We start from the raw sequence: 20117 nt of genomic DNA, 5'->3' as shown, positions 1-20117 counted from the left end.
AAAGCCGGTGCCATGACCTCCGCCGCCTCGCCACAATCCATCGCCTACGTCACTGTCGACGTCTTTACCGCTGAGCGTTTCGCCGGCAACCAACTCGCGGTCATCCCGGATGCCCGGGGCCTGAGCGACCAGCAGATGCAGGCGATCGCGACCGAGTTCGGCTACTCCGAAGTCACCTTCGTGCTGCCGCCGCGCGACCCCGCCAACACGGCGGAGGTCCGGATCTTCACGCCGACGATGGAAATTCCCTTTGCCGGTCACCCGAATGTCGGCACCGCCTTCGTGCTCGGCCGACAGAAGGAAATCTTCGGCCGTGTGCCCGGCGGCATCCTGCGCTTCGAGGAAAAGGCGGGGCTCGTCGAGGCAACATTGTCGCGGGAGAAGGGCGAGGTCATCGGTGCCCGCATCGTCGTTCCGCGCGGTCTGACGGCCGGCCCGGAAATCGACGCCGGGACGATCGCTGCCTGCGCATCGCTCACATCGGAAGCCATCAGCACGCGCATCCATACGCCTATCCGGCTTTCCGTCGGCCTGCCCTTCGCGGTCGCGGAAATCAGTGATATCGCGTCACTTTCGACGGCGCGGCCGAATGTTACGGCCTTCCATGCAGCGAATGCGCGCTACAAGCCCGAGGAAGACAGCTTCAGTCTGTTCCTTTATGCACGATCGCCGCAAACGCCGTGGCAGATCCGGGCGCGCATGTTCGCGCCACTCGACAATGTCAACGAAGACCCCGCCACCGGCAGCGCCTCGGCCGCCCTTTCGGCCTATCTCGTCTCGCTGCTGCCGAACCAGGATATCGATGTCGAAATCGCGATCGAGCAGGGCGTGGAGATGGGCCGGCGGAGCCTCATCGGGGCGCATGTCCGCAAGCAGGGCGGCATCGTTCGCCAAGTCAGCCTTTCCGGCAATTGCATCAGTGCGATGCGCGGTCTGATCGACCTGTAGCGCTTTCCCGCGGCGACCGTTAGAGCATTTCACTGTTTCAATGAAACAGTGAAATGCTCTAACTGTTTGAAATTGCGCAATTCCGGACGGAAAACCGTTTCACACTTTTCCTCGAATTGCTCTAGGCGGCCTCGCCGGGCTCCGGCAACAGCTTCAGAATATCGGCGAACATATCCTGCCATTCGGCGTCGTCCATCTCGGCGAAACCGAAACCGCGCAACAGGAAGACGCCCTCGGTGGCGAGGAAGGCAAGCCGCGCCCGGCGCCCAGCCTCCGTCGACAGGTCGATGCCATCGAGACGCGCGCGGTACCAGGCGCGGTTCTTCGCCATATGCTCTTCCCGCTGCAAAAGGGCTGCCATCATGCCGGATGTGCGGGCATTGTCGGCCGTGTTCATTCGCGCAGTCACCGACGCGTGGGCGCGCATCGCCTTTACCGGATCGGGATCGTCGCCGCCCTCGGCCGCAACCGCGGTGTCGAACTCGTTGAACCAACGCTCCATCATCGCGTCGATCAGACCGTCCTTGTTGCCAAAGCAATATTGCACGCCGCCCTTGGTGATGCCGGACGCCTTGGCGACGGCATCGATCGTCAGGCCGGCGGCGCCGACGGAATTCACGATCGCCTCCGCCGCATCCAGAACCTTGTCACGATCGATTGTTCGACGTCGTCCCATCTTGACTTCCTATTTCAAATCCATACGTACGTATTTAAATAATGACCCCGACGTTAACAAGACTTAGCCCCCAATTCCCTGTGGGTGGCCATTGAGGTGTACTATGCATCCGCAAAATCGCTGGCTCATTCTGGCCATCGTATCGAGCGCACTCCTTTTGATCGTCGTCGATATGACGGTGCTCTATACTGCCCTTCCCCGTCTGACCCATGACCTCGGCGCCAGCGCCTCCGAGAAGCTCTGGATCGTCAACGCCTACGCCCTCGTCGTCGCCGGCCTTCTGCCCGGCCTCGGCACGCTCGGCGATCGGCTCGGGCACAAGAAGCCCTTCATCGTCGGTCTCGCGGTCTTCGGCGTCGCTTCGCTGATTGCCGCCTACGCCCCCACCCCTGCGATCCTGATCGGCGGGCGTGTACTGCTTGCAGTCGGCGCCGCACTGATGATGCCGGCAACGCTGTCGATCATCCGCCTTACCTTCACCGACGAGCGCGAGCGGGCGCTGGCGATCGGCGTCTGGGCCGCGATCGCCTCCGGTGGTGCCGCCATCGGACCGGTGCTTGGCGGCTTCCTGCTCGAGTATTTCTGGTGGGGCTCGGTCTTCCTCATCAACGTGCCGATCGTCGCCATTGCCCTCATCCTCGCCCTCGTCGTGCTGCCGAACAATCCGGGCAATCCGAAACATCCGTGGGATGCACTCGGATCGTTCCAGATCATGGTCGGCCTCGTCGGTCTCGCCTATGCCGTCAAGGAAACGAGCAAGCGCGAACCGTCGCTGGAAGCTGGCCTCGCCGCTGCCGTGATCGGCGCCATTGCGCTCATTCTTTTCGTGCGCCGCCAGCGCCGGAGCCCGCATCCGCTGATCGATTTCAGCCTCTTCCGCAATGCGGCGTTTTCCTCCGGCGTCGCTGCCGCGCTGGTCGCATCCGCCTCCATCGTCGGCATCGAGCTGGTCCTGAGCCAGCAGTTGCAGCTCGTGGATGGTCTTTCGCCGCTTCAGGCCGGCCTCTTCATACTGCCAATCCCACTCGCGGCCTTCGTCGCCGGTCCGCTGACCGGCACCCTGCTGCCGCGTCTCGGCGCGGAAGTGGTGCTGCGCTCCGGCCTCATTCTCGCGGCCCTCGGTCTCGGCGGATACCTGCTGGCCCATGAGGCCGGCGCGCTGACCCAGATCGTCACCCTCGTCGTCCTCGGCCTCGGCATCGGCGCCTCGATGACCGCCGCCTCCAGCGCCATCATGTTCAACGCCCCGCCGGAGCGGGCAGGCATGGCGGCATCGATCGAGGAGGTCTCGTTCGAGCTCGGCGGCGCGATCGGCATTGCCGTTCTCGGCACCGTCATGTCGGTCGTCTACACCGCCTTCCTCGTGCTGCCGGAGGGTGCAGCCATTTCGCCGATGGCCCGCGACAGCCTCGACGAAGCCTTGCTTCTTGCCGAGAAACTGCCGGCGGATGTGGCTGGCGAACTGGTAACCCGCGCTAGGCTCGCGTTCGAGCAGGCCTTTACCGCAGTCGTGATCGTGGCGACGGCCATGCTCTTTGTCACCGGCGCGGCCATCTGGTGGTTGACGGGTGGCCGCAATACTGCGCCGGCGCAATCCCGTCAGGCAAGTCACCACTGAAAGCAACCGCCGGCACCCTCCGGCGGTTAGCGCAACCCCGCCTCGCATTTCGCGATCGCCTCGACCATCGCCTGGAAGCGGACATGGTGGCGAACCGCGTTAAGGTCGGAATCCTGCTTGAACCAGAGCAGCTGGTAGCACGAACTCTGTGGCAGCAAGGTTTCGAGCAGGTCGAGCGCCGCGTCGGTATCGCCGAGGATGGAATAGACGCAGGCTGTATTGTATCGCGCGACCACGTCGTCGGGATCGATTGCCAGCGCGCGCGCCGCCCATTCCCGGGCGCGCTGGGCTTCGCCCATATGAGCGAGGGCCAACGCGCCGCGATGCGCGGGGCCGGAGTTTTCCGGATTGAGCTCCAGCGCCCGCTCCGCCCGAGATATCCCGATCCTTGCCCATTGCGCACGTTCGACGTCACGGCCGAGCGATTTATAGGCGCTCATGAGATGAATCGGCGAAAGATAGTCGTCCGGCCGAATGTCAGCAGCGCGCTTGAAGAACTGGATCGCCGTTTCGAAGGCACCCTGCATAAACAGGAAACGGGCGTAATGGAAATTCGCCTCATAGAGGCCGGCATCGAGCGTCAACGCCCGCTCGAATTCGGCGACCGCCTCATCGTCCTGGCCGTCCTGGTGCAGCACCAGGCCGCGTGAGGCATGAGCCTCCGCAAGGTTCGGATCGATCTCCAGCGCTTTCGCGGTTGTGGAAAGAATGCTTTGCAGCGGGAACTCGTCCTCGTGCCAGTCGCGCAGCGCCGACTCGCAATCGGCGATGCCGGCATAGGCGCGGGCAAAGTTTGGGTCGAGTTCCACCGCCTTCAGGAACATGCGCCGGGCCAAGAGCAGATAGGACCGGGTCCAGGCATGCGAAAACTGCCGGCCGCGCAGGTAGTAGGTATAAGCTTCGACGCTCGTGGTCGGGTCGTTCTCGATCGCTTGTCTCTCCGCCGGCAAAAGCTTGATCTTGAGCTGATCGACGATAGCGTGGGTGATCTCGTCCTGAATGGCGAAGATATCGGTCAGGTCGCGGTCGTAGCGGTCGGCCCAGAGATGTGTACCGGTCAAGGCATCAATGAGCTGGCCGGTGATGCGCACCCGCGAACCCGCCTTGCGCACGCTGCCCTCGAGGATGTAGCGGACGCCCAGTTCCTGGGCCACCTGCTTCACCTTCACCGACCGCCCCTTGTAGGTGAATACCGTGTTGCGGGCGACGACATGCAGCTTCGAGATCTTCGAGAGATCGGTGATGATGTCTTCAGTGATGCCGTCGGAGAAGTATTCCTGCTCGGGATCATGGCTCATGTTGGTGAACGGAAGCACGCCGACCGAGAGCCCGTAGCCGTCATCAAGCACGATGGGGCCGACCCCGCTTGGCGCCGCCGCAACTTTCGTCGGCGCACCGAGCGCCACCGAATAGACATGCACGCACGCGGCAATGTTCTTCAGCGTGTGCTCACCCTTGTCGATGAAGCCGATATCAAGGCGGGTGCCGACGTGATCGCGCACCGTGGCGGAAACGGCAACGCCGGATGGCTCCGCCAGCCCTTCGAGACGGGCGGCGACATTGACGCCGTCGCCGAAGATATCTCCGTCCTCGACGATGATATCGCCGAGATGCACGCCGATGCGCAGCTCGATGCGCTTTAGCTGCGGCACGCTTTCATTGCGGATCAGCATGCCGCGCTGAATATCGACGGCGCAGGCGACCGCATTCACCACGCTCGCAAATTCGACGAGAATGCCGTCGCCGGTCAGTTTGACGATGCGGCCCTTGTGGCGGTGGATTTTGGGATCGACGAGTTCATTCTTGTGTCGCTTCATCGCGGCGAGTGTGCCGGTCTCGTCAGCGCCGATCAGGCGGCTGTATCCCACGACATCGGCGGCGAGAATGGCAGCGAGACGGCGTTCCAAGAAACCCTCGAATTCACTTCCGGAGTGAAAGAGGTAATCTAGCGCGTTATTCCCCATCTGTCCTGCGCCCTTTTGTAGTTGTAGCGAATATACGTACAACCCAATAGCATCGCGCAATCGGCTCCGGAGTTTCCAAAGAAACGGGTACTTAGAGGCAAGATGGCCCGGTTAAGGCCGGATCAGCACGGTCACCATCATCATGACGATGGCGAAGACCGCGATCTTCCAGAAGTCGCGGCGGCGGCGCAGACCAGGGATGCCGAGCGGCCACAGAAGCTGGATCACCATTGCCAGGAGCAGGATTAGGGCGAGCGCCTTCTGCATATTGCCCTCGTCTTCCGGGAGGCTGCCTCAACCGGCAAAGCGTTCGCAACGCCGGCACTCTTCGTCGCACGGAGCACCGCTTCCCCCAAAGGCTAGCGATACGCTGCGCTTGGCAAAAAGGGCTAGTGTTTTCGCGGACGATTTGCAATGACCGGCAACCGCTTGTTTCCTTCAATCGTCTCCGGTCGAAGGAAACAGGCGGCAAATCAAGGCACTGTAATCAAAGCGCTGTAGAGAGAAACCGGCTGGCAATTCACCAGGCACCGCCCTAACTTGCTGACGGCAGAACGAATTTCGGATGGATGATGAGAAAGAACCTGCTCCCGGTCGCTGCCCTCCTGCTCGGCACCTTGTTTCTCTTTCTGGGCAATGGTCTTCAGGGACTGCTTCTTCCCGTTCGCGGTACTGCTGAGGGATACCCGACCACCATCCTCGGTCTGATCGGTACGTCCTGGGCGGCCGGCTTCGTCCTCGGGTGCTTCTTCGCCCCGAATGTCGTCAAGCGCATCGGCCATGTGCGCGCCTTCAGCGTCTTTGCTTCTCTCATCGCCATCGTCGCGCTGTTGACCGGCATCATGATCGATCCGACCTGGTGGCTGATCCTGCGCGCGCTCACCGGCTTTGCCACCGCCGGCACGTCGATGATCATCGAAAGCTGGCTGAACGAGCGCGCCACCAATGAGAGCCGCGGCGTCATCTTCTCGCTCTATATCGCCATCACGCTTTTCGGCGTCGTCGGCGGCCAGATGATGATCCCCTTTGGCGACACCTCGACCAGCATCTTCTTCATGATCTGCGGCATCCTCTATTGTGTCGCCATGCTGCCGACCTTGATGTCCAAGGCCGCCTCGCCGCAACCGCTGAAGAAGGTCAGCCTCGACCTGCGCGGCCTCTACCGGAACTCGCCGGTTTCGTTCCTCGGCATCCTGCTCGTCGGCATCGCCAATGGCGCCTTCGGCACGCTTGGCGCCGTCTTCGGGCGACAGGCCGGCCTTTCCGACAGTACCGTCGCGGCCATGATGAGCGTGGCGATCTTCGCGGGCGCGGTGATGCAGCTTCCGGCAGGCCGCCTCTCCGACCGCATCGACCGTCGCTATGTCCTGGCCGCCCTTGCCGGTGTCGGCGCCGTCGCCGGCCTGCTCATCTTCCTGATCGAGCCGAGCCAGGTCTGGATCGTGCTGACGCTGATCGCAATCTATGGCGCCGCCGCCAACGCGCTCTATCCGATCGCCGTTTCCCACGCCAACGACTTCGCAACCGCCGAAGACTTCGTGAAGGTCTCCGGTGGCCTGCTGCTGCTCTATGGCATCGGCACGATCATCGGCCCGACGATCGGCGGTCCGGTCATGACGGCAACCGGTCCGTACGGTTTGTTCATGATTACCGCCTGCGCCCACATTTTGATCACAGCCTATGCCATCATCCGCAGCCGGATGCGCGCGCCCGTGCCGGTCGCCGACCGCGACGCCTTCTCGCCGGTCAATGCCGGTGCGCCGACGACACCGGAAAGCCTGCAGCTTTCGCCGCGCGCTGCCCCGTTCGAGGAAGCGCATAGCGAACCGGACAACAACCAGAAATGGGAGGATCAGACGGATGAGCCTGTTTGACGACGACCGACCACAAAAGAAGCTGGTGCACGAAATCGGCAGCGATCTTTCACTGCTTTCAGTCGATGAACTCACCCAGCGTATCGCCCTGTTGACGGAGGAAATCGCCCGGCTCGAAGCCGAGCGGACGCGCAAATCCGCGAGCCGCTCAGCCGCCGAAGGCCTGTTTCGCTGAGACCTTGCGGGAGCGGCCGCAGCGCAGCAAAACGAGGCGCGTTTAACGGCAAATTAAGCATTATCTGCGATTGTCGGGGTATCCGGAGCTTTCCGGTTTCAGACAATTTCTCCGACTGGCGAATGGGTCTGATTTTTCTCCCTGTTTTACCTTGAGAGCCGCTTTTCGCGGCTCTTTTTTTGTTTTGGCATAGCTTTCGCTAAAGAACTGTGGAGATTAACCCTTTCTTAAGAATACCCTTGCGCGAAATGCGCTATCGGATCATTCTTCGAGCATAGAGACGGGCAAGGATTTATTTCCTATAACTGTCCACTACCTGACTGTCGTGATGCGTTTGAACCAGGGAAAACAGGTCATGTCCGAGAGAGGATTGAATACGGTCAGTTTCGCAGGACACGCAGCGTCCTCGGCACAATTCAAGACGCTCTATTCGGAAGGCATGGGTCTGGTCGAGGAAACGGCGACATACCTCGATGGTCCCGGCCGCGCCGCCTCGAAGGTTCTGCCGCGCATGGCGTCGGTGCTCTATGCAGCCGAGTCCATGCGGCTTACCACCCGCCTGATGCAGATGGCCTCGTGGCTGCTCCTGCAGCGCGCCGTCAACAACGGTGAGATGAGCCGTGACCAGGTGATGTCGGAAAAGAGCAAGGTGCGCCTCGACAGCTTCAACGTCGACAAGTCCGCTCCCGGCTGGGCCGAACTGCCGGAATCCTTCCGCGACCTCATCGAGCGCTCGCTGCGCCTGCAGAACCGCGTCGCCCTGCTCGACCGCGAAATCTACCGCCCGCACGAAGCCGCCGCCATCGTTCCGGACAACCAGAACGGCGTCAAGGCGCAGATCAAGCTGCTGCAGACGGCCTTCGGCACCAACTGATAGCTCTTCGCTTCAGCGTGCGGAAAACAGAACCCGGCCATCGCCGGGTTTTTTGTTTCTCGCGTCGCTGGTGTCACTATCGCGCGCGCCGCATCTTCGCCAGCAGAAGCAGCACCAGCACGCAACTAAGGAAACCAAGAGCCAGCGGCAGTCCCCGATGGCCAAGCCACTGCATGGCTAGTCCTGTCGCGGGCGACCCCACGATGCCGCCGAGACCCCACGCAACCGCGAACGCCGCATTGCCGGCGATCAGGGCCTGGCCGGTGAAACGCTCGCCGAGCTGGATCAGCGACATCGTGTAGATGCCGAACGAGACCCCGCCCCAGAGGAAGACGAGCGGCCAGACGAGCCAGGAGTTGAAGGCCCATGGCAGCAGCAGGCACCCGACCAGCGAGACCAGCACACAGAACAACATCGTCCGCATCGAGCCCATCTGCTCGGCCATGCGCCCGAGAAATACCTGAAGCAGCGCATTGCCGGCGATGAAACAGGTAATGAGAGAGGCGATCCGCTCCTCGGCACTTCCGAGCGTGGCGCCATAGGTGGCAAACATCGAAAGCAGGATCTGCTCGAAAGCGGCAGCGGTGAAAACCGCAAACAGAAGAAGAGGCGCCAGCGCCAGGAAAGCGCCGACGGAAGTTGCCTCGCCATCCTGCGGCATGTCAGGCAGGCGCGGCACGACTGCGAGCAAGATCATGCCGCAGAGAAGGAAGGCCACGATGCCGATGAGGAAGGGCGACCAGCCCTCCGTGCCGACGAGGCCGAGCGACAGCGGACCGATGGCGAAGCCGCCCGAAACAATCGAAGAATAGAGCCCCATGATGCGGCCCCGGCGCGACGGCGGGGTGATCGTGATCAGCCAGGTTTCGCTGATCACGGAAAGCGGATTGGCAAAGAAGCCGAGCAGGAAACGCAGCGGCATCCAGGCCCAGAGCTCCTGGGTCCAGGCGATCGCGATCAGCGTTAGCGCGGCAAACAACGAGCAAAGAATAGCAAGCCACGCCGCGCCGAAGCGCCGAACCAGCGCCGGAATGAGGGGAGCGGAAACGATGAAACCCAGCGGCGTCATCGCCGCCGACAGGCCGATCAGTCCCGGTGTCGTTCCCTGCCGCTCCAGAATGAAGCTGAGCAGCGGATAGGTCAGCCCCTGGGCGACCGCAAACACCGTGACCGTTGCGATGGTGCCGGCTATCGCCGCCCACAGGATTGGCTGTTCGCGCGGTAAGGTCATGTCGCGTAATTGACGACGCTGCGTCGCACGCAGAGACTCTTGGTCCGATATCATTTCGACACGCGCCTCATGCCTGCCAGAGATGTTTGGCGATTTCGATCTCGACCTGTCGCCGTGCGAGGCCGATATCGTCGATCAAATGCGGGTCGCTCCTCGAGACCCGTTTGAGGTCCCGGCGAAAACGGGCCCTCCTGTCCCAGGTCGCGATAACGCCTCTGAGCGTTGCGAGGCCGGCGCGCAAAGGCATCGGGTTTTCTTCGCGCACGCGTGCCTGATGCCGGAATAAAGGAATGGGAATGTGGTTCATGGCAGCCTCCATATCGGCCCGAAAGACCGACGAATTCTGCAGGACACGAACTGGGGCGTAATTAAGCGCGTCCAAAAAGTTCTCAAAAACCTCCAAACGAACTATAGATGCGCCCATGCAGGAAACGCGCTTCGCCTTTGGTCCCTTCGTACTTGATCCGGGTGCGGGAACGCTCCTCCGGGACGATGATCCTGTCGCGATCGGCTACCGTGGACTGAGGCTGCTTGCGGCGCTCGTCGGGCGGCCCGGCGAAATCCTGGGCAAAGCCGAACTGATGGATGCGGCCTGGCCGGAAACGGCTGTCGAGGAAGGCAATCTGACCGTCCAGATCGCGCAGCTCAGAAAGCTGCTTGGCCCCGCCGCCGATGGTGGCGAGTGGATCTCGACGATCCCGCGCGTCGGCTATCGCTTCACGGGAAGTTCGAGGACGCTCGGTGCGGCAAAGCGGCGCCTCCCCCTGCCGGACAAGCCGTCGGTCGCCGTTCTGCCCTTCGTCAACGTCAGCAACGATCCCGAGCAGGAGCCCTTCACGGATGGGCTGACCGAGGACCTGATCACCGACCTTTCGAGGATCCCCGGCCTGTTCGTCATCGCGCGGAACTCGTCCTTCGTCTACAAGGGCAAGGCGGTGGATGTGCGCGCGATCGCGGAAGACCTTGGCGTGCGTTACCTGCTGGAAGGCAGCGCCAGGCGCGCAGCGGGACGCGTGCGTATCAATGCCCAACTGGTCGACGCACTGAGCGCCGACCATCTCTGGGCGGAGCGCTTCGATCGCAGCCTGGAAGACATCTTCGCCGTTCAGGACGAGGTTACGGCCAAGATCGTGGAAGCGTTGCTCGGACAATTGCGCCCGCCGCCGCTGCCACGCAACCGGCCCGGCAACATCGAGGCCTACGATCTCTGCGTGCGCGCCCGCAGGTTGATGGATGATACGCCGCAGGCCGCCCAGGAAGCGCACCTGATGCTGACGCGTGCGGTTTCGCTCGACCCCGATTATGCCGAAGCCTACCGCTGGCTGGCGATGAACCAATGGATGGGACGGGTGCACTCCGGCGGACCGACGGAGGCCGCCCGCAGCCTTGCCCTGGAGCTCGCGCGCAAAGCCGTCACGATCGACCCAAACGATGCCGGCAGCCGCTGGATCCTGGCCTACCTGCTCGCATATGAGCGCAGCTTTACCGAGGCGGAGGCGGAATTCGCCAAGGCGATCGAACTCGACCCGAACGAGGCCGACACCTGGGCGGCGTTGTCCGACATCGACGTTCTCGCCGCGCGGGTCGAAGAGAGCCTCGCGCATATCCGCAAGGCGTTCCGGCTGAACCCGTTTCCGGCAAGCTGGTACTATCTGACGCTCGGCCAGGCGCAATATGCGGCTGGTGACTACGAGGCCGCTGTCGAGACGCTGCGCAGGGACGAGACCTATCGCACGAGCTCACGCCGGTTCCTGGCGGCAAGTCTCGCCCAGCTCGGCCGCCTCGACGAGGCGCGCACGGAAGCAGAGCTTTTTCTCGTCGCCAACCCGGGCTTCACGATCCGCCACTGGGCCGCGACCGAGCCGTTCCGAGACGACGCCGTGCTCGCGCATTTCGTCGATGGCTTTCGCAAGGCCGGTCTTCCCGAGTGATACTCAGGCGCGGCTACCCCGCATGGCCAACAAAAAGCCCGGCACGATGGCCGGGCTTTAAGAATGCCGAGAGGCGTTCGATTAGAGGCCGAGGCCTTCGAAGCGCTTCTTGAACTTGGAGACGCGACCGCCGCGGTCCATGAGCTGCTGGTTGCCGCCCGTCCAGGCCGGGTGCGACTTGGGGTCGATTTCCAGGTTCATGGTGGCGCCTTCAGAACCCCAGGTCGAGCGGGTTTCGTATTCGGTGCCGTCGGTCATGACTACTTTGATGACGTGGTAATCGGGATGGATGTCTGCCTTCATAACGATCTTCCTAGAGTTCCAGGGTCCAATTGTCGCAAGGCATTGCGACTTCGAGACCGAACACGTAAATGAAACCGCGGACCGGCTGAAGGGCCACGGCTTCCCAATTCGATGCCGTGCCTATACATCAAGGTCTGCGGGATAACAAGTGCCGCGCGGAAGACTCATGGGCAAAGCCTTTCCTCCGTGGTTGGCGAAAGGGGTCAAGTGTCCGAACGAGAAATCCAGGCGCCAGCGCGTAAATCCATCCGCCCGCTGGCCACGCTCCTACCTTATCTCGCCCGCTACCGCCATCTGGTCGTCGGCGCAAGTATCTCGCTGATCCTCGCCGCGGTCACGACGCTGGCGCTGCCGCTCGCCGTCAGGCGCATGGTCGACAACGGCTTCTCCAGTCCCGATTCCGGTTTCATCAACACCTACTTCTCGATGTTGATGATGCTCGCCATCGTGCTCGCTCTGGCAAGTGCGGCGCGCTACTACTTCGTCATCACACTCGGCGAGCGCATCGTCGCCGACCTCAGGCGCAACGTCTTCGATCGCGTCACCCGGCTTTCCGCCTCCTTCTTCGACGTCAACCAGTCCGGCGAGATCGTCTCGCGGCTGACGGCCGATACGACCCAGGTCAAGTCGGCGGTCGGCGCCACCGCCTCGGTGGCGCTGCGCAACCTGATCCTGTGTCTCGGCGCCATCGGCATGATGGTCTATACCAGCCCTAAGCTCTCGAGCCTGGTGCTGATCGCGATCCCGATCATCGTCTTCCCGCTTGTCGGCTTCGGCCGCTCCGTCCGCCGCCGATCGCGCGAGGCTCAGGACACACTCGCCAAGGCGTCCGCCTATGCCGGCGAGGCAATCGCCGCATCCCGCACCGTGCAGGCCTTCAATGGCGAGGCACTCGCCAACAACCATTTCGGATCCGCTGTAGAAGATGCCTATGGCGCTGCGCGCGCCGCGATCAAGGCGCGCTCGGTGCTCACTGCCTTCGCCATCACCATGGTTTTCGGCAGCGTCGTTGCGGTGTTGTGGTTCGGCGCGCATGATGTGCTGTCGGGCAATCTTTCCGCCGGCACCCTCAGCCAGTTCCTGCTCTACTCGGTCTTTGCCGCAGGCAGCCTCGGCTCGCTCTCCGAAGTCTGGGGCGAGCTCTCTCAGGCCGCCGGTGCCGCCGAACGGCTCAACGAACTGCTGACGGAGATCCCAGAGATCCAGGCGCCGGCAAACCCCGTCGCCATGCCCGCACCGGCCGCCGGCGCCATTGCCTTTGACGACGTTTATTTCGCCTATCCGGCGCGACCCGACTACAAGAGCCTGAACGGCCTCAGCTTTGCGATCAACCCCGGCGAGACTGTCGCCATCGTCGGCCCTTCCGGCGCCGGCAAGAGCACGGTCTTCTCCCTGCTCCTCCGCTTCTACGATCCCGCCAAGGGTGCTGTAACCGTCGACGGGCTCGATGTCCGCACGGTCGATCCGAAGGAACTGCGCGACCGGCTGGCGATCGTGCCGCAGGATGTCACCATCTTCGCCTCCTCGGTTCATGACAACATCGCCTTCGGCGTGCCTGGCGCGACCCGTGAGGCGGTGCGCGCTGCGGCCGTCGCCGCCCAGGCAGACGAGTTCATCAACCGCCTCGACAACGGCTACGACACGCTCGTCGGCGAACGCGGCATCACGCTATCCGGCGGCCAGCGGCAACGCATCGCCATTGCCCGCGCGATCCTCAGGAACGCACCGATCCTGCTCCTCGACGAGGCCACCTCGGCGCTCGATGCCGAAAGCGAGACGCTGGTGCAGAAAGCCCTCGATGGCCTGTTGCGCGAGCGCACGACGATCATCATCGCCCACCGGCTCGCAACGGTTCTGAAGGCGGACCGCATCCTGGTTATGGATCATGGCCGGATCGTCGAGGAGGGAACGCACGTCTCCCTCATCCGCCAGGGTGGCCTCTACGCCAAGCTTGCGCGGCTGCAGTTCGACCACGGCGCCGAGGCCCTGTTCGTCGCCACGAAAAACTGAGGCGTTGCGACGACGACCCTCCCGATTTCACACGTGGCAGTTGCCGGCTGAGAAGCGAGCCCTATTGTTATGGGGCCGGCCTGCCAAAGGCCGTTCTCTGCGGTTCGCAGACATGATCGGGAGGAAATTCGCATGGCATTTTCGCAACTGACCCGGCGCGCAACGCTGATGCTGGGCCTGATGGCGCTATCGGCGCTGCCCTTTAGCACCCCGGCCCTCGCCCAGGGCTTCCCGGACCGACCGATAACACTGGTCGTTCCCTTCGCCGCCGGCGGGTCGACCGACGTGGTCGCCCGCATCATCGCGCAGAAAATGTCTGAAGACCTCGGCGAGCAGGTGATCGTCCAGAACGTCGCCGGCGCCGGCGGCAATCTCGGCGCGGCCAATGTCGCGCGCGCCGATGCGGACGGCTACACGATCCTGATGGGAACCGTCGCCACCCACGCGCTCAACCCGCTGATCCTCAAGACCAAGCCCTATGATCCGCAGAAGGACTTCGCTCCGATCTCGCTGCTGGTCATCGTGCCCAACGTGCTGGTCGTCAATCCGGAGCTTCCAGCCAAGAACGTCGAGGAACTGCTGGCGCTCTTGAAAGCCAAGCCCGACGAATACAGCTATGCCTCCTCCGGCAACGGCACGCCGCTGCATCTCTCCGGCGAGCTTTTCAAGAAAATGGCCGGCGTCAGCATGCAGCATATCCCCTACAAGGGCGCCGGTCCGGCGCTGAACGACGTCATCGGCAACCAGGTGCCGATCATGTTCGACAACCTGCCCTCGTCCTCCGGGCACATCAAGGCAGGCACGCTGAGGGCACTTGCCGTCACCACGGCGGAACGCGCGCCCTCCTTCCCCGATGTTCCGACGGTCGCTGAATCCGGCATCCCAGGCTATGAGACCTATACCTGGAACGCGCTCTTCGCCCCGGCGAACACGCCGCAGCCTGTGGTCGCCCGCCTCAACGAGGCAGCAAACAAGGCCCTGAAGGATCCCGCCGTCATCGAACGCATGAAGGAATTCAGCGCCAAGATCGTCGGCTCGACGCCGGAAGAGCTCAGTGCGCATGTGACGGCAGAACTGGCGAAGTGGACGCCGGTCGTCCGCGACGCCAACGTGCAGATGGATTGATCGTCAGCCGACTTGTCCAGACATTCGAAGCATTTGCCAAGTTTAGCTGCACGCTCGGCCGTCCCCTCTCCCCGCGTGCGGGGAGAGGGCTAGGGTGAGGGGCAGCCCAAAAGCGAGCGGCGGGAAGCGATCACACCCCAGCAGCACCCCGCCCCGCCACCCGGCCGGAAAAGATGCAACCGCCGAGGAAGGTGCCTTCGAGCGCATTGTAGCCATGCATGCCGCCGCCGCCGAAACCGGCGACTTCGCCGGCGGCATAGAGGCCCGGCACCGGCTCACCCGATTGTTCGAGCACCTGGCCCGAGAGGTTGGTCTGCAGGCCGCCCAGCGTCTTGCGGGTCAGGATATGCAGGCGAACGGCAATCAGCGGCCCGGCTTTCGGATCGAGCAGCCGGTGCGGCTTGGCAGTACGCAGCAGCCGATCGCCGCGATAGGCGCGGGCGCCGCGGATCGCGGTGACCTGCGCATCCTTGGAGAACGGGTTGGTGATCTCGCGATCGCGCGCCTCGATCTGTCGGCGTAGATGGTCGAGCGACAGCCGGTTCTCGCCCGTCAGTGCATTCATCGCCGGCACAAGGTCCTCGAGCCGGTCCCGGACGATGAAATCCTCACCCTTGTCCATGAAGGCCTGGACCGGCGCTGGCGGGTTCTTGCCGAGCCGCTTCAGGAGCAGAGAGATGCTCTTGCCGGTCAGATCCGGGTTCTGTTCCGAACCGGAAAGCGCAAACTCCTTCTTGATGATCGCCCGCGTCAGGATGAACCAGCTGTAGTCGTGACCACTGTCGCGGATCGCCTGCAATGTGCCGAGCGTATCGAAGCCCGGCATCGCTGGCGCGGAAAAACGGTTGCCGTCGGCGTCGCACCAGAAGGATGATGGGCCGGGCAGGATGCGGATGCCATGATCCGGCCAGATCGGGTCGAAGTTCCTGAGCCCCTCGGTGTAGTGCCACATGCGGTCTGAGTTGATGACCGAGCCGCGCGCCCGGCTGCTGATCTCCAGCATGCGTCCGTCGACGTGATGCGGCACGCCCGAGACCATGGTTGCCGGCGGTTGGCCAAGGCGCTTGCGCGGCCAATTGCGGCGAACGAGATCATGGTTGCCGCCGATACCGCCCGAGGTGACGACGATCGCACCCGCCGATATCTCGAAATCGCCGGAGACGTCGCGTGAACTGCGCTCGCCCCGCCCGACCGGATCCTCCTTCAGCAAGGCACCGCGGGCGCCCGTCACCGTTCCATCCGTGATGATGAGCTCATCGACCCGATGGCGGAATCGGAAGCGCACCAGACCGCGGCTTTCCGCCTCCCGCGTCAGCCGCACGAACGGATCGAGTACCGCTGGCCCCGTGCCCCAGGTGACATGGAAGCGCGGCACCGAATTGCCGTGGCCATGGGCAAGGCCGCCGCCGCGCTCGGCCCAGCCGACGACCGGAAACCAGCGCATGCCGAGGGAATGCAGCCAGCGGCGCTTTTCGCCTGCGGCAAAGTCGAGATAGGCTTCCGCCCAAAGCCGCGGCCAGTGGTCCTCCGGACGGTCGAACTGCGAAGACCCCAGCCAGTCCTGCCAGGCAAGCTCACGCGTGTCACGAATGCCCATGCGCCGCTGCTCGGGGCTATCGACGAAGAACAGACCGCCCAGCGACCAGAAAGCCTGACCGCCAAGGTTTTGTTCGCCTTCCTGATCGAGAACGATGACCTTGCGGCCAAGGGCGGCCGCTTCCGAGGCGGCAACCAGGCCGGCAAGGCCCGCACCGATGACCAATACATCGCAATCCACGAAATGCCCTCCCCTGCACCCCATACAGCGCCGCCATACGAATGGCTGCAGCAACTGTTACGCGTACGTCAAGGTCAATTCAAGGGTCGGGCGTTGGCCGCGGTATGTTTCGCGGCCGCGGCCTATTTTTCGGTCAGCTTGAGTTCGATGCGGCGGTTCTGGGCCCGGGCCTCCGGGGTCTCGCCCGGCGCAATCGGCTGATACTCACCGAAGCCGGCCGCGACCAGGCGATCGGCAGGCACCCCCTTCGAGATCAGAAATTTGACCACCGAGGTGGCACGCGCCGAGGAAAGTTCCCAGTTGTCCGCATAGCGGCCTGTTCCGGAAAGCTGGACATTATCGGTATGGCCGTCGACGCGCAGCACCCAGTTGATCTCCGCCGGAATCTCCTTGGCGAGATCAAGCAGCGCCGAGGCGAGCTTGCCCATCTCCGCCTGCCCCTCGGGATTGAGTTCGCTGCCGCCGGATGGGAACAGCACTTCCGACTGGAACACGAAGCGGTCGCCGACGACGCGGATGTTTTCGCGGTCGGAGAGGATTTCCCTCAAGCGTCCGAAGAAATCGGAGCGGTAGCGGTTGAGCTCCTGCACGCGCTGGGCAAGCGCCACGTTCAGGCGGCGGCCGAGGTCGGCGATCTTCGTCTGCGACGCCTGGTCCTTCGCCTCCGATGCCTGAAGCGCGACCTCGATGGCGGCGATCTGGTTGCGCAGCGCGGCGATCTGCTGGTTCAGGAGCTCGATCTGGCTCATCGCCCGGGCGCTGATCTCACGCTCGTTCTCAAGCTCCGAGCCGAGGCGCCCGATCTTCTGGTTGGCGACATCGGTACTGCCGGCGCCCTGATCGAGCAGCGCCTGCAGCCGCGAGCGCTCGCCTTCCGACTGGGACAGGGAAGCCTGGAGATTGGCGAGCGAATCCTCGAGATCCTGCTTGCCGCTCTTTTCGAGCGCCAGGAGCTGCGTGAGCTCGTTGATCTGGCTGTTCAGCCGGGTCAGCACTTCGTCCTTGCCGCTGATTTCGCGGCTCAGCAGAAACTGCCCGAGAACGAAGACGGTGAGCAGGAACATGATCGAAAGCAGGAGCGTCGACAGCGCGTCGACGAAGCCCGGCCAATAATCGATCGTGCGCTGCGTGCGGCCTTTGCGGGCGAGCGCCATGGATTACTCTCCTCCGGTCTCGTCCAACTGTCCGAGCTTGGCCGGCAATGACGACCTCTCGCTTGTCACGGCGATCCGCTCGCCTCCGATGCGCGACGACAATTTGTCGAGCGTCCTGCGCATCGCCTTGGCCTCTTCCTGCTGGGCTTCGATCCAGTCCCGGAGCATCTGCTGCTCGCCGCGCATATTTTTCACCAGGCCCTGGATACCCTCGGCAAGGCTTGCCATGGCGGCGGTCGTGCGCTGGCTCGAACCGCCCTCCTGGTTGAGGCGGACCAGCTGATCCGTAAGCTTTTTCAACTCCTCGACCGGCGCACCCGACGGCGCATCGAGCGCAGAAGTCAGCTCGGAGCCGACATCGGTCACGGAAGAAAGCCAGTTTTCAAGCTCGGTATAGAAACGGTTCTGGGCGCGGCCGGCCTGCAGATCGAGGAAGCCGAGGATCAGCGAACCGGAAAGACCGAACAGCGATGTCGAGAACGCCGTACCCATGCCGGTCAGCGGCGCCGACAGGCCGCTCTTCAAGGCCGCCAGAATGTCTTCGGTGGTTCCCGAACCGGCATCCAGCGATTGGATGACCATGTTGATCGAGCCGATGGTGCCCAAAAGACCCCAGAAGGTGCCGAGCAGACCGAGAAACACGAGAAGGCCGGTCAGATAGCGCGAGATGTCGCGGGATTCATCGAGGCGGGTCGCAATCGAATCCAGAATGGAGCGCAGCGCCGTCGTCGAGATCGCCGTCTGACGGGCACCGATCAGTGCCCGCATCGGCGCCAGCAGCACCGGATCGCGGCCCACCTTGTCGGCACTGCCGGCGGCGCGAAAGGAGTTGAACCAGCGCACTTCGGGACGCAAGCCCAGCACATGGGTGAATACGAGCAGGATGCCGATCAGCAGCACCCCAAGGATCAAGCCGTTGAGGCCGGGGTTGGCCAGAAAGGCGTTGTGTGCCTGCCGAAAGAGGATTGCGCCCACGAAACCGACGATGATCAGGAAGACCACCATGGTCCAGAAATAGTGCATGGGGCTCGAAAGCTTGTGCGGATTATAGCCTTCTTCCATGCCTTCCCGACCGTTCCATCCGGACAGATGCAGTTTCGTCATGGGTGTAAGTATCTCCCGGTTTTTACTTGTCGGAACGGCGCGGCGCCGGCCCGGAGACTACTGCATAATTCCCGAAACCGAAATCGATTCAAGGACGAAATTCAGCCGTTCCCAAAGTGGGGCGACGGCCGCGACGCGCGTAGATAGGCACAGGCATGTGGCACTGTCGTGTTGCCCCATTCCGGATCAAGCGGAAAAACAAAGCCTCCGGCGGGTGAGCGCCGGAGGCCGAGCATAGGAATAGGGTCGCTGATTACTTCGTCGGCACCGGGCGGTGCACGACGTCGTTCAGCGCCTTGACGATATATTCGTTGCCGCAGACGACCGAACCGTCGTCGACCGGCTTGGCGCCGCCGTTGATATCGTGCGCCCAGCCGCCGGCTTCCCGGATGAGAAGCACGCCAGCCGCGATGTCCCAGGCGGCGAGGTCGCGTTCCCAGTAACCGTCGTAGCGGCCGGCGGCCACATAGGCGAGGTCAAGCGAGGCGGCACCCATGCGGCGGATACCGGCCACTTCGCCCATCACGTGGCGCAGTTCGATCAGGTACTTGCCGTGGTTGCCGCGGCCGAGATGCGGCGTGCCGGTGGCGATCACGGCATCGGAAAGATGCTTGCGCGAGGCGACACGCAGGCGACGGTCGTTGAGGAAGGCGCCACCGCCACGCTCGGCGGTGTAGAGTTCATCGGTCGCCGGGTTGAAGATGACGGCGCCGACGATCTCGCCCTGGCGCTCGAGTGCGATCGAAACGGCGAAGTGCGGGATACCGTGTAGGAAATTGGTGGTGCCATCGAGCGGGTCGACAATCCAGCGATGCGCGCCGTCGGTGCCGACGATCTCTTCACCTTCCTCGCCAAGGAAGCCGTAGGTCGGACGGGCCTTGAGGAGTTCCTCGCGGATGAGCTTTTCGGCCTTGCGGTCGGCCTGCGAAACATAGTCGCCCGGTCCCTTGAGCGAGACCTGCAGGTTCTGGACTTCGCCGAAATCGCGGGCCAACGACTTGCCGGCCTTGAAGGCGGCCTGAACCATGACATTGAGAAGTGCTGAACGGGCCATCTGGCGATCCCTTGATAACGAAGGCCGATCGAAAACAATCGATCGGACGTTGAACCTGCTTGACGGAACGCGGCCGCATTGCCGGCCCTACTTGCAAATTCCCTTGATCGGAACCGATCCAAGGACGCAGGGCAAGCCGCAGATTGAGCTCCGTCGTCAAAAAACCGAGTGAATTCTCACTCCGCTCGCCGTCGCCGCCAACTGTCGCGGCACCACGAGCAAAACCGCGGCCTCAGAACCACAAATGGCCCGCAAGTTCAAGCGAAATAGCATTTCCGCCGAACGACCGCCAAAGATTC

General features: G+C 63.1%; 18 protein-coding genes. 8 read left to right on the top strand and 10 right to left on the bottom strand.

What is annotated here, in order from left to right:
* Positions 1 to 12 precede the first annotated feature (12 nt).
* Complete coding sequence (locus ACTJKM_RS03415) at positions 13 to 948, top strand: PhzF family phenazine biosynthesis protein (RefSeq protein WP_057254668.1); 936 nt, start codon at positions 13 to 15, stop codon at positions 946 to 948.
* Positions 949 to 1069: 121 nt separating this feature from the next.
* Here the strand turns inward: ACTJKM_RS03415 and ACTJKM_RS03410 are convergent, their stop codons facing one another.
* Positions 1070 to 1624, bottom strand: a complete 555-nt coding sequence (locus ACTJKM_RS03410) for a TetR/AcrR family transcriptional regulator (protein ID WP_058325895.1) — start codon at positions 1622 to 1624, stop codon at positions 1070 to 1072.
* A 103-nt stretch (positions 1625 to 1727) separates the two neighbouring features.
* Here ACTJKM_RS03410 and ACTJKM_RS03405 point away from each other — a divergent pair, with 103 nt between their 5' ends.
* A complete protein-coding gene (locus ACTJKM_RS03405; protein ID WP_058325896.1) occupies positions 1728 to 3242 on the top strand; it encodes an MFS transporter in 1515 nt (504 codons plus the stop codon).
* Positions 3243 to 3268: 26 nt separating this feature from the next.
* Here ACTJKM_RS03405 and ACTJKM_RS03400 read toward each other — a convergent pair whose 3' ends face one another.
* Both ACTJKM_RS03400 and ACTJKM_RS03395 read right to left on the bottom strand, forming a co-directional pair.
* Complete coding sequence (locus ACTJKM_RS03400; RefSeq protein ID WP_113513251.1) at positions 3269 to 5206, bottom strand: adenylate/guanylate cyclase domain-containing protein; 1938 nt, start codon at positions 5204 to 5206, stop codon at positions 3269 to 3271.
* Between the two features lie 111 nt (positions 5207 to 5317).
* Entirely contained in the window at positions 5318 to 5473 is a 156-nt protein-coding gene (locus ACTJKM_RS03395; protein ID WP_093233901.1) for a hypothetical protein, read from the bottom strand.
* Positions 5474 to 5778: 305 nt separating this feature from the next.
* On the opposite strand from ACTJKM_RS03395, the gene ACTJKM_RS03390 reads away from it, so the two are divergent.
* The 3 genes from ACTJKM_RS03390 (at position 5779) to rcdA (ending at position 8129) form a co-directional block, all read left to right on the top strand.
* Positions 5779 to 7080, top strand: coding sequence for an MFS transporter (locus tag ACTJKM_RS03390; protein WP_093233947.1), 1302 nt, complete (start codon positions 5779 to 5781; stop codon positions 7078 to 7080).
* Positions 7067 to 7255 carry a DUF1192 domain-containing protein gene (locus ACTJKM_RS03385; RefSeq protein WP_057254664.1) on the top strand — a complete coding sequence of 63 codons (189 nt, stop codon included), beginning with the start codon at positions 7067 to 7069 and terminating at the stop codon, positions 7253 to 7255. The genes ACTJKM_RS03390 and ACTJKM_RS03385 overlap by 14 nt, the downstream gene beginning before the upstream one ends.
* Positions 7256 to 7610: 355 nt before the next feature.
* Positions 7611 to 8129 carry a protease adaptor protein RcdA gene (gene rcdA / locus ACTJKM_RS03380; RefSeq protein ID WP_043610604.1) on the top strand — a complete coding sequence of 173 codons (519 nt, stop codon included), beginning with the start codon at positions 7611 to 7613 and terminating at the stop codon, positions 8127 to 8129.
* Positions 8130 to 8205: 76 nt separating this feature from the next.
* Here the strand turns inward: rcdA and ACTJKM_RS03375 are convergent, their stop codons facing one another.
* Positions 8206 to 9360: an MFS transporter gene (locus tag ACTJKM_RS03375; RefSeq protein ID WP_113513254.1), complete on the bottom strand. Its 1155-nt coding sequence runs from the start codon at positions 9358 to 9360 to the stop codon at positions 8206 to 8208.
* 67 nt (positions 9361 to 9427) lie between these two features.
* A complete protein-coding gene (locus ACTJKM_RS03370; RefSeq protein ID WP_057254832.1) occupies positions 9428 to 9607 on the bottom strand; it encodes a DUF1127 domain-containing protein in 180 nt (59 codons plus the stop codon).
* A 175-nt stretch (positions 9608 to 9782) separates the two neighbouring features.
* Here ACTJKM_RS03370 and ACTJKM_RS03365 point away from each other — a divergent pair, with 175 nt between their 5' ends.
* Positions 9783 to 11291 (top strand): winged helix-turn-helix domain-containing tetratricopeptide repeat protein, encoded by a 1509-nt coding sequence (locus ACTJKM_RS03365; protein ID WP_058325899.1) that lies wholly within the window; start codon positions 9783 to 9785, stop codon positions 11289 to 11291.
* Between the two features lie 81 nt (positions 11292 to 11372).
* Here the strand turns inward: ACTJKM_RS03365 and rpmE are convergent, their stop codons facing one another.
* A complete protein-coding gene (rpmE, locus tag ACTJKM_RS03360; RefSeq protein ID WP_034806140.1) occupies positions 11373 to 11594 on the bottom strand; it encodes a 50S ribosomal protein L31 in 222 nt (73 codons plus the stop codon).
* Between the two features lie 207 nt (positions 11595 to 11801).
* On the opposite strand from rpmE, the gene ACTJKM_RS03355 reads away from it, so the two are divergent.
* Positions 11802 to 13604 (top strand): ABC transporter transmembrane domain-containing protein, encoded by a 1803-nt coding sequence (locus ACTJKM_RS03355; RefSeq protein ID WP_057254661.1) that lies wholly within the window; start codon positions 11802 to 11804, stop codon positions 13602 to 13604.
* A gap of 132 nt (positions 13605 to 13736) precedes the next feature.
* Positions 13737 to 14729 carry a tripartite tricarboxylate transporter substrate binding protein gene (locus tag ACTJKM_RS03350; protein WP_113513256.1) on the top strand — a complete coding sequence of 331 codons (993 nt, stop codon included), beginning with the start codon at positions 13737 to 13739 and terminating at the stop codon, positions 14727 to 14729.
* 130 nt (positions 14730 to 14859) lie between these two features.
* On the opposite strand, the gene ACTJKM_RS03345 is transcribed toward ACTJKM_RS03350, so the two are convergent.
* The 4 genes from ACTJKM_RS03345 to ACTJKM_RS03330 form a co-directional block, all read right to left on the bottom strand.
* The gene (locus ACTJKM_RS03345; protein ID WP_093233896.1) at positions 14860 to 16506 is read right to left on the bottom strand and encodes an FAD-binding dehydrogenase; all 1647 of its coding nucleotides are present in this window, start codon (positions 16504 to 16506) and stop codon (positions 14860 to 14862) included.
* Between the two features lie 122 nt (positions 16507 to 16628).
* Positions 16629 to 17660 carry a peptidoglycan -binding protein gene (locus tag ACTJKM_RS03340; protein WP_058325901.1) on the bottom strand — a complete coding sequence of 344 codons (1032 nt, stop codon included), beginning with the start codon at positions 17658 to 17660 and terminating at the stop codon, positions 16629 to 16631.
* Between the two features lie 3 nt (positions 17661 to 17663).
* Entirely contained in the window at positions 17664 to 18764 is a 1101-nt protein-coding gene (locus ACTJKM_RS03335) for a hypothetical protein (RefSeq protein WP_058325902.1), read from the bottom strand.
* Positions 18765 to 19017: 253 nt separating this feature from the next.
* A complete protein-coding gene (locus tag ACTJKM_RS03330; RefSeq protein WP_057254656.1) occupies positions 19018 to 19818 on the bottom strand; it encodes an inositol monophosphatase family protein in 801 nt (266 codons plus the stop codon).
* Positions 19819 to 20117: the final 299 nt, after the last annotated feature.

It is taken from the genome of Ensifer sp. 22460 (assembly GCF_052044935.1).
Lineage (GTDB): Bacteria > Pseudomonadota > Alphaproteobacteria > Rhizobiales > Rhizobiaceae > Ensifer.
This window is presented reverse-complemented; position numbering and strand designations above follow the sequence as displayed.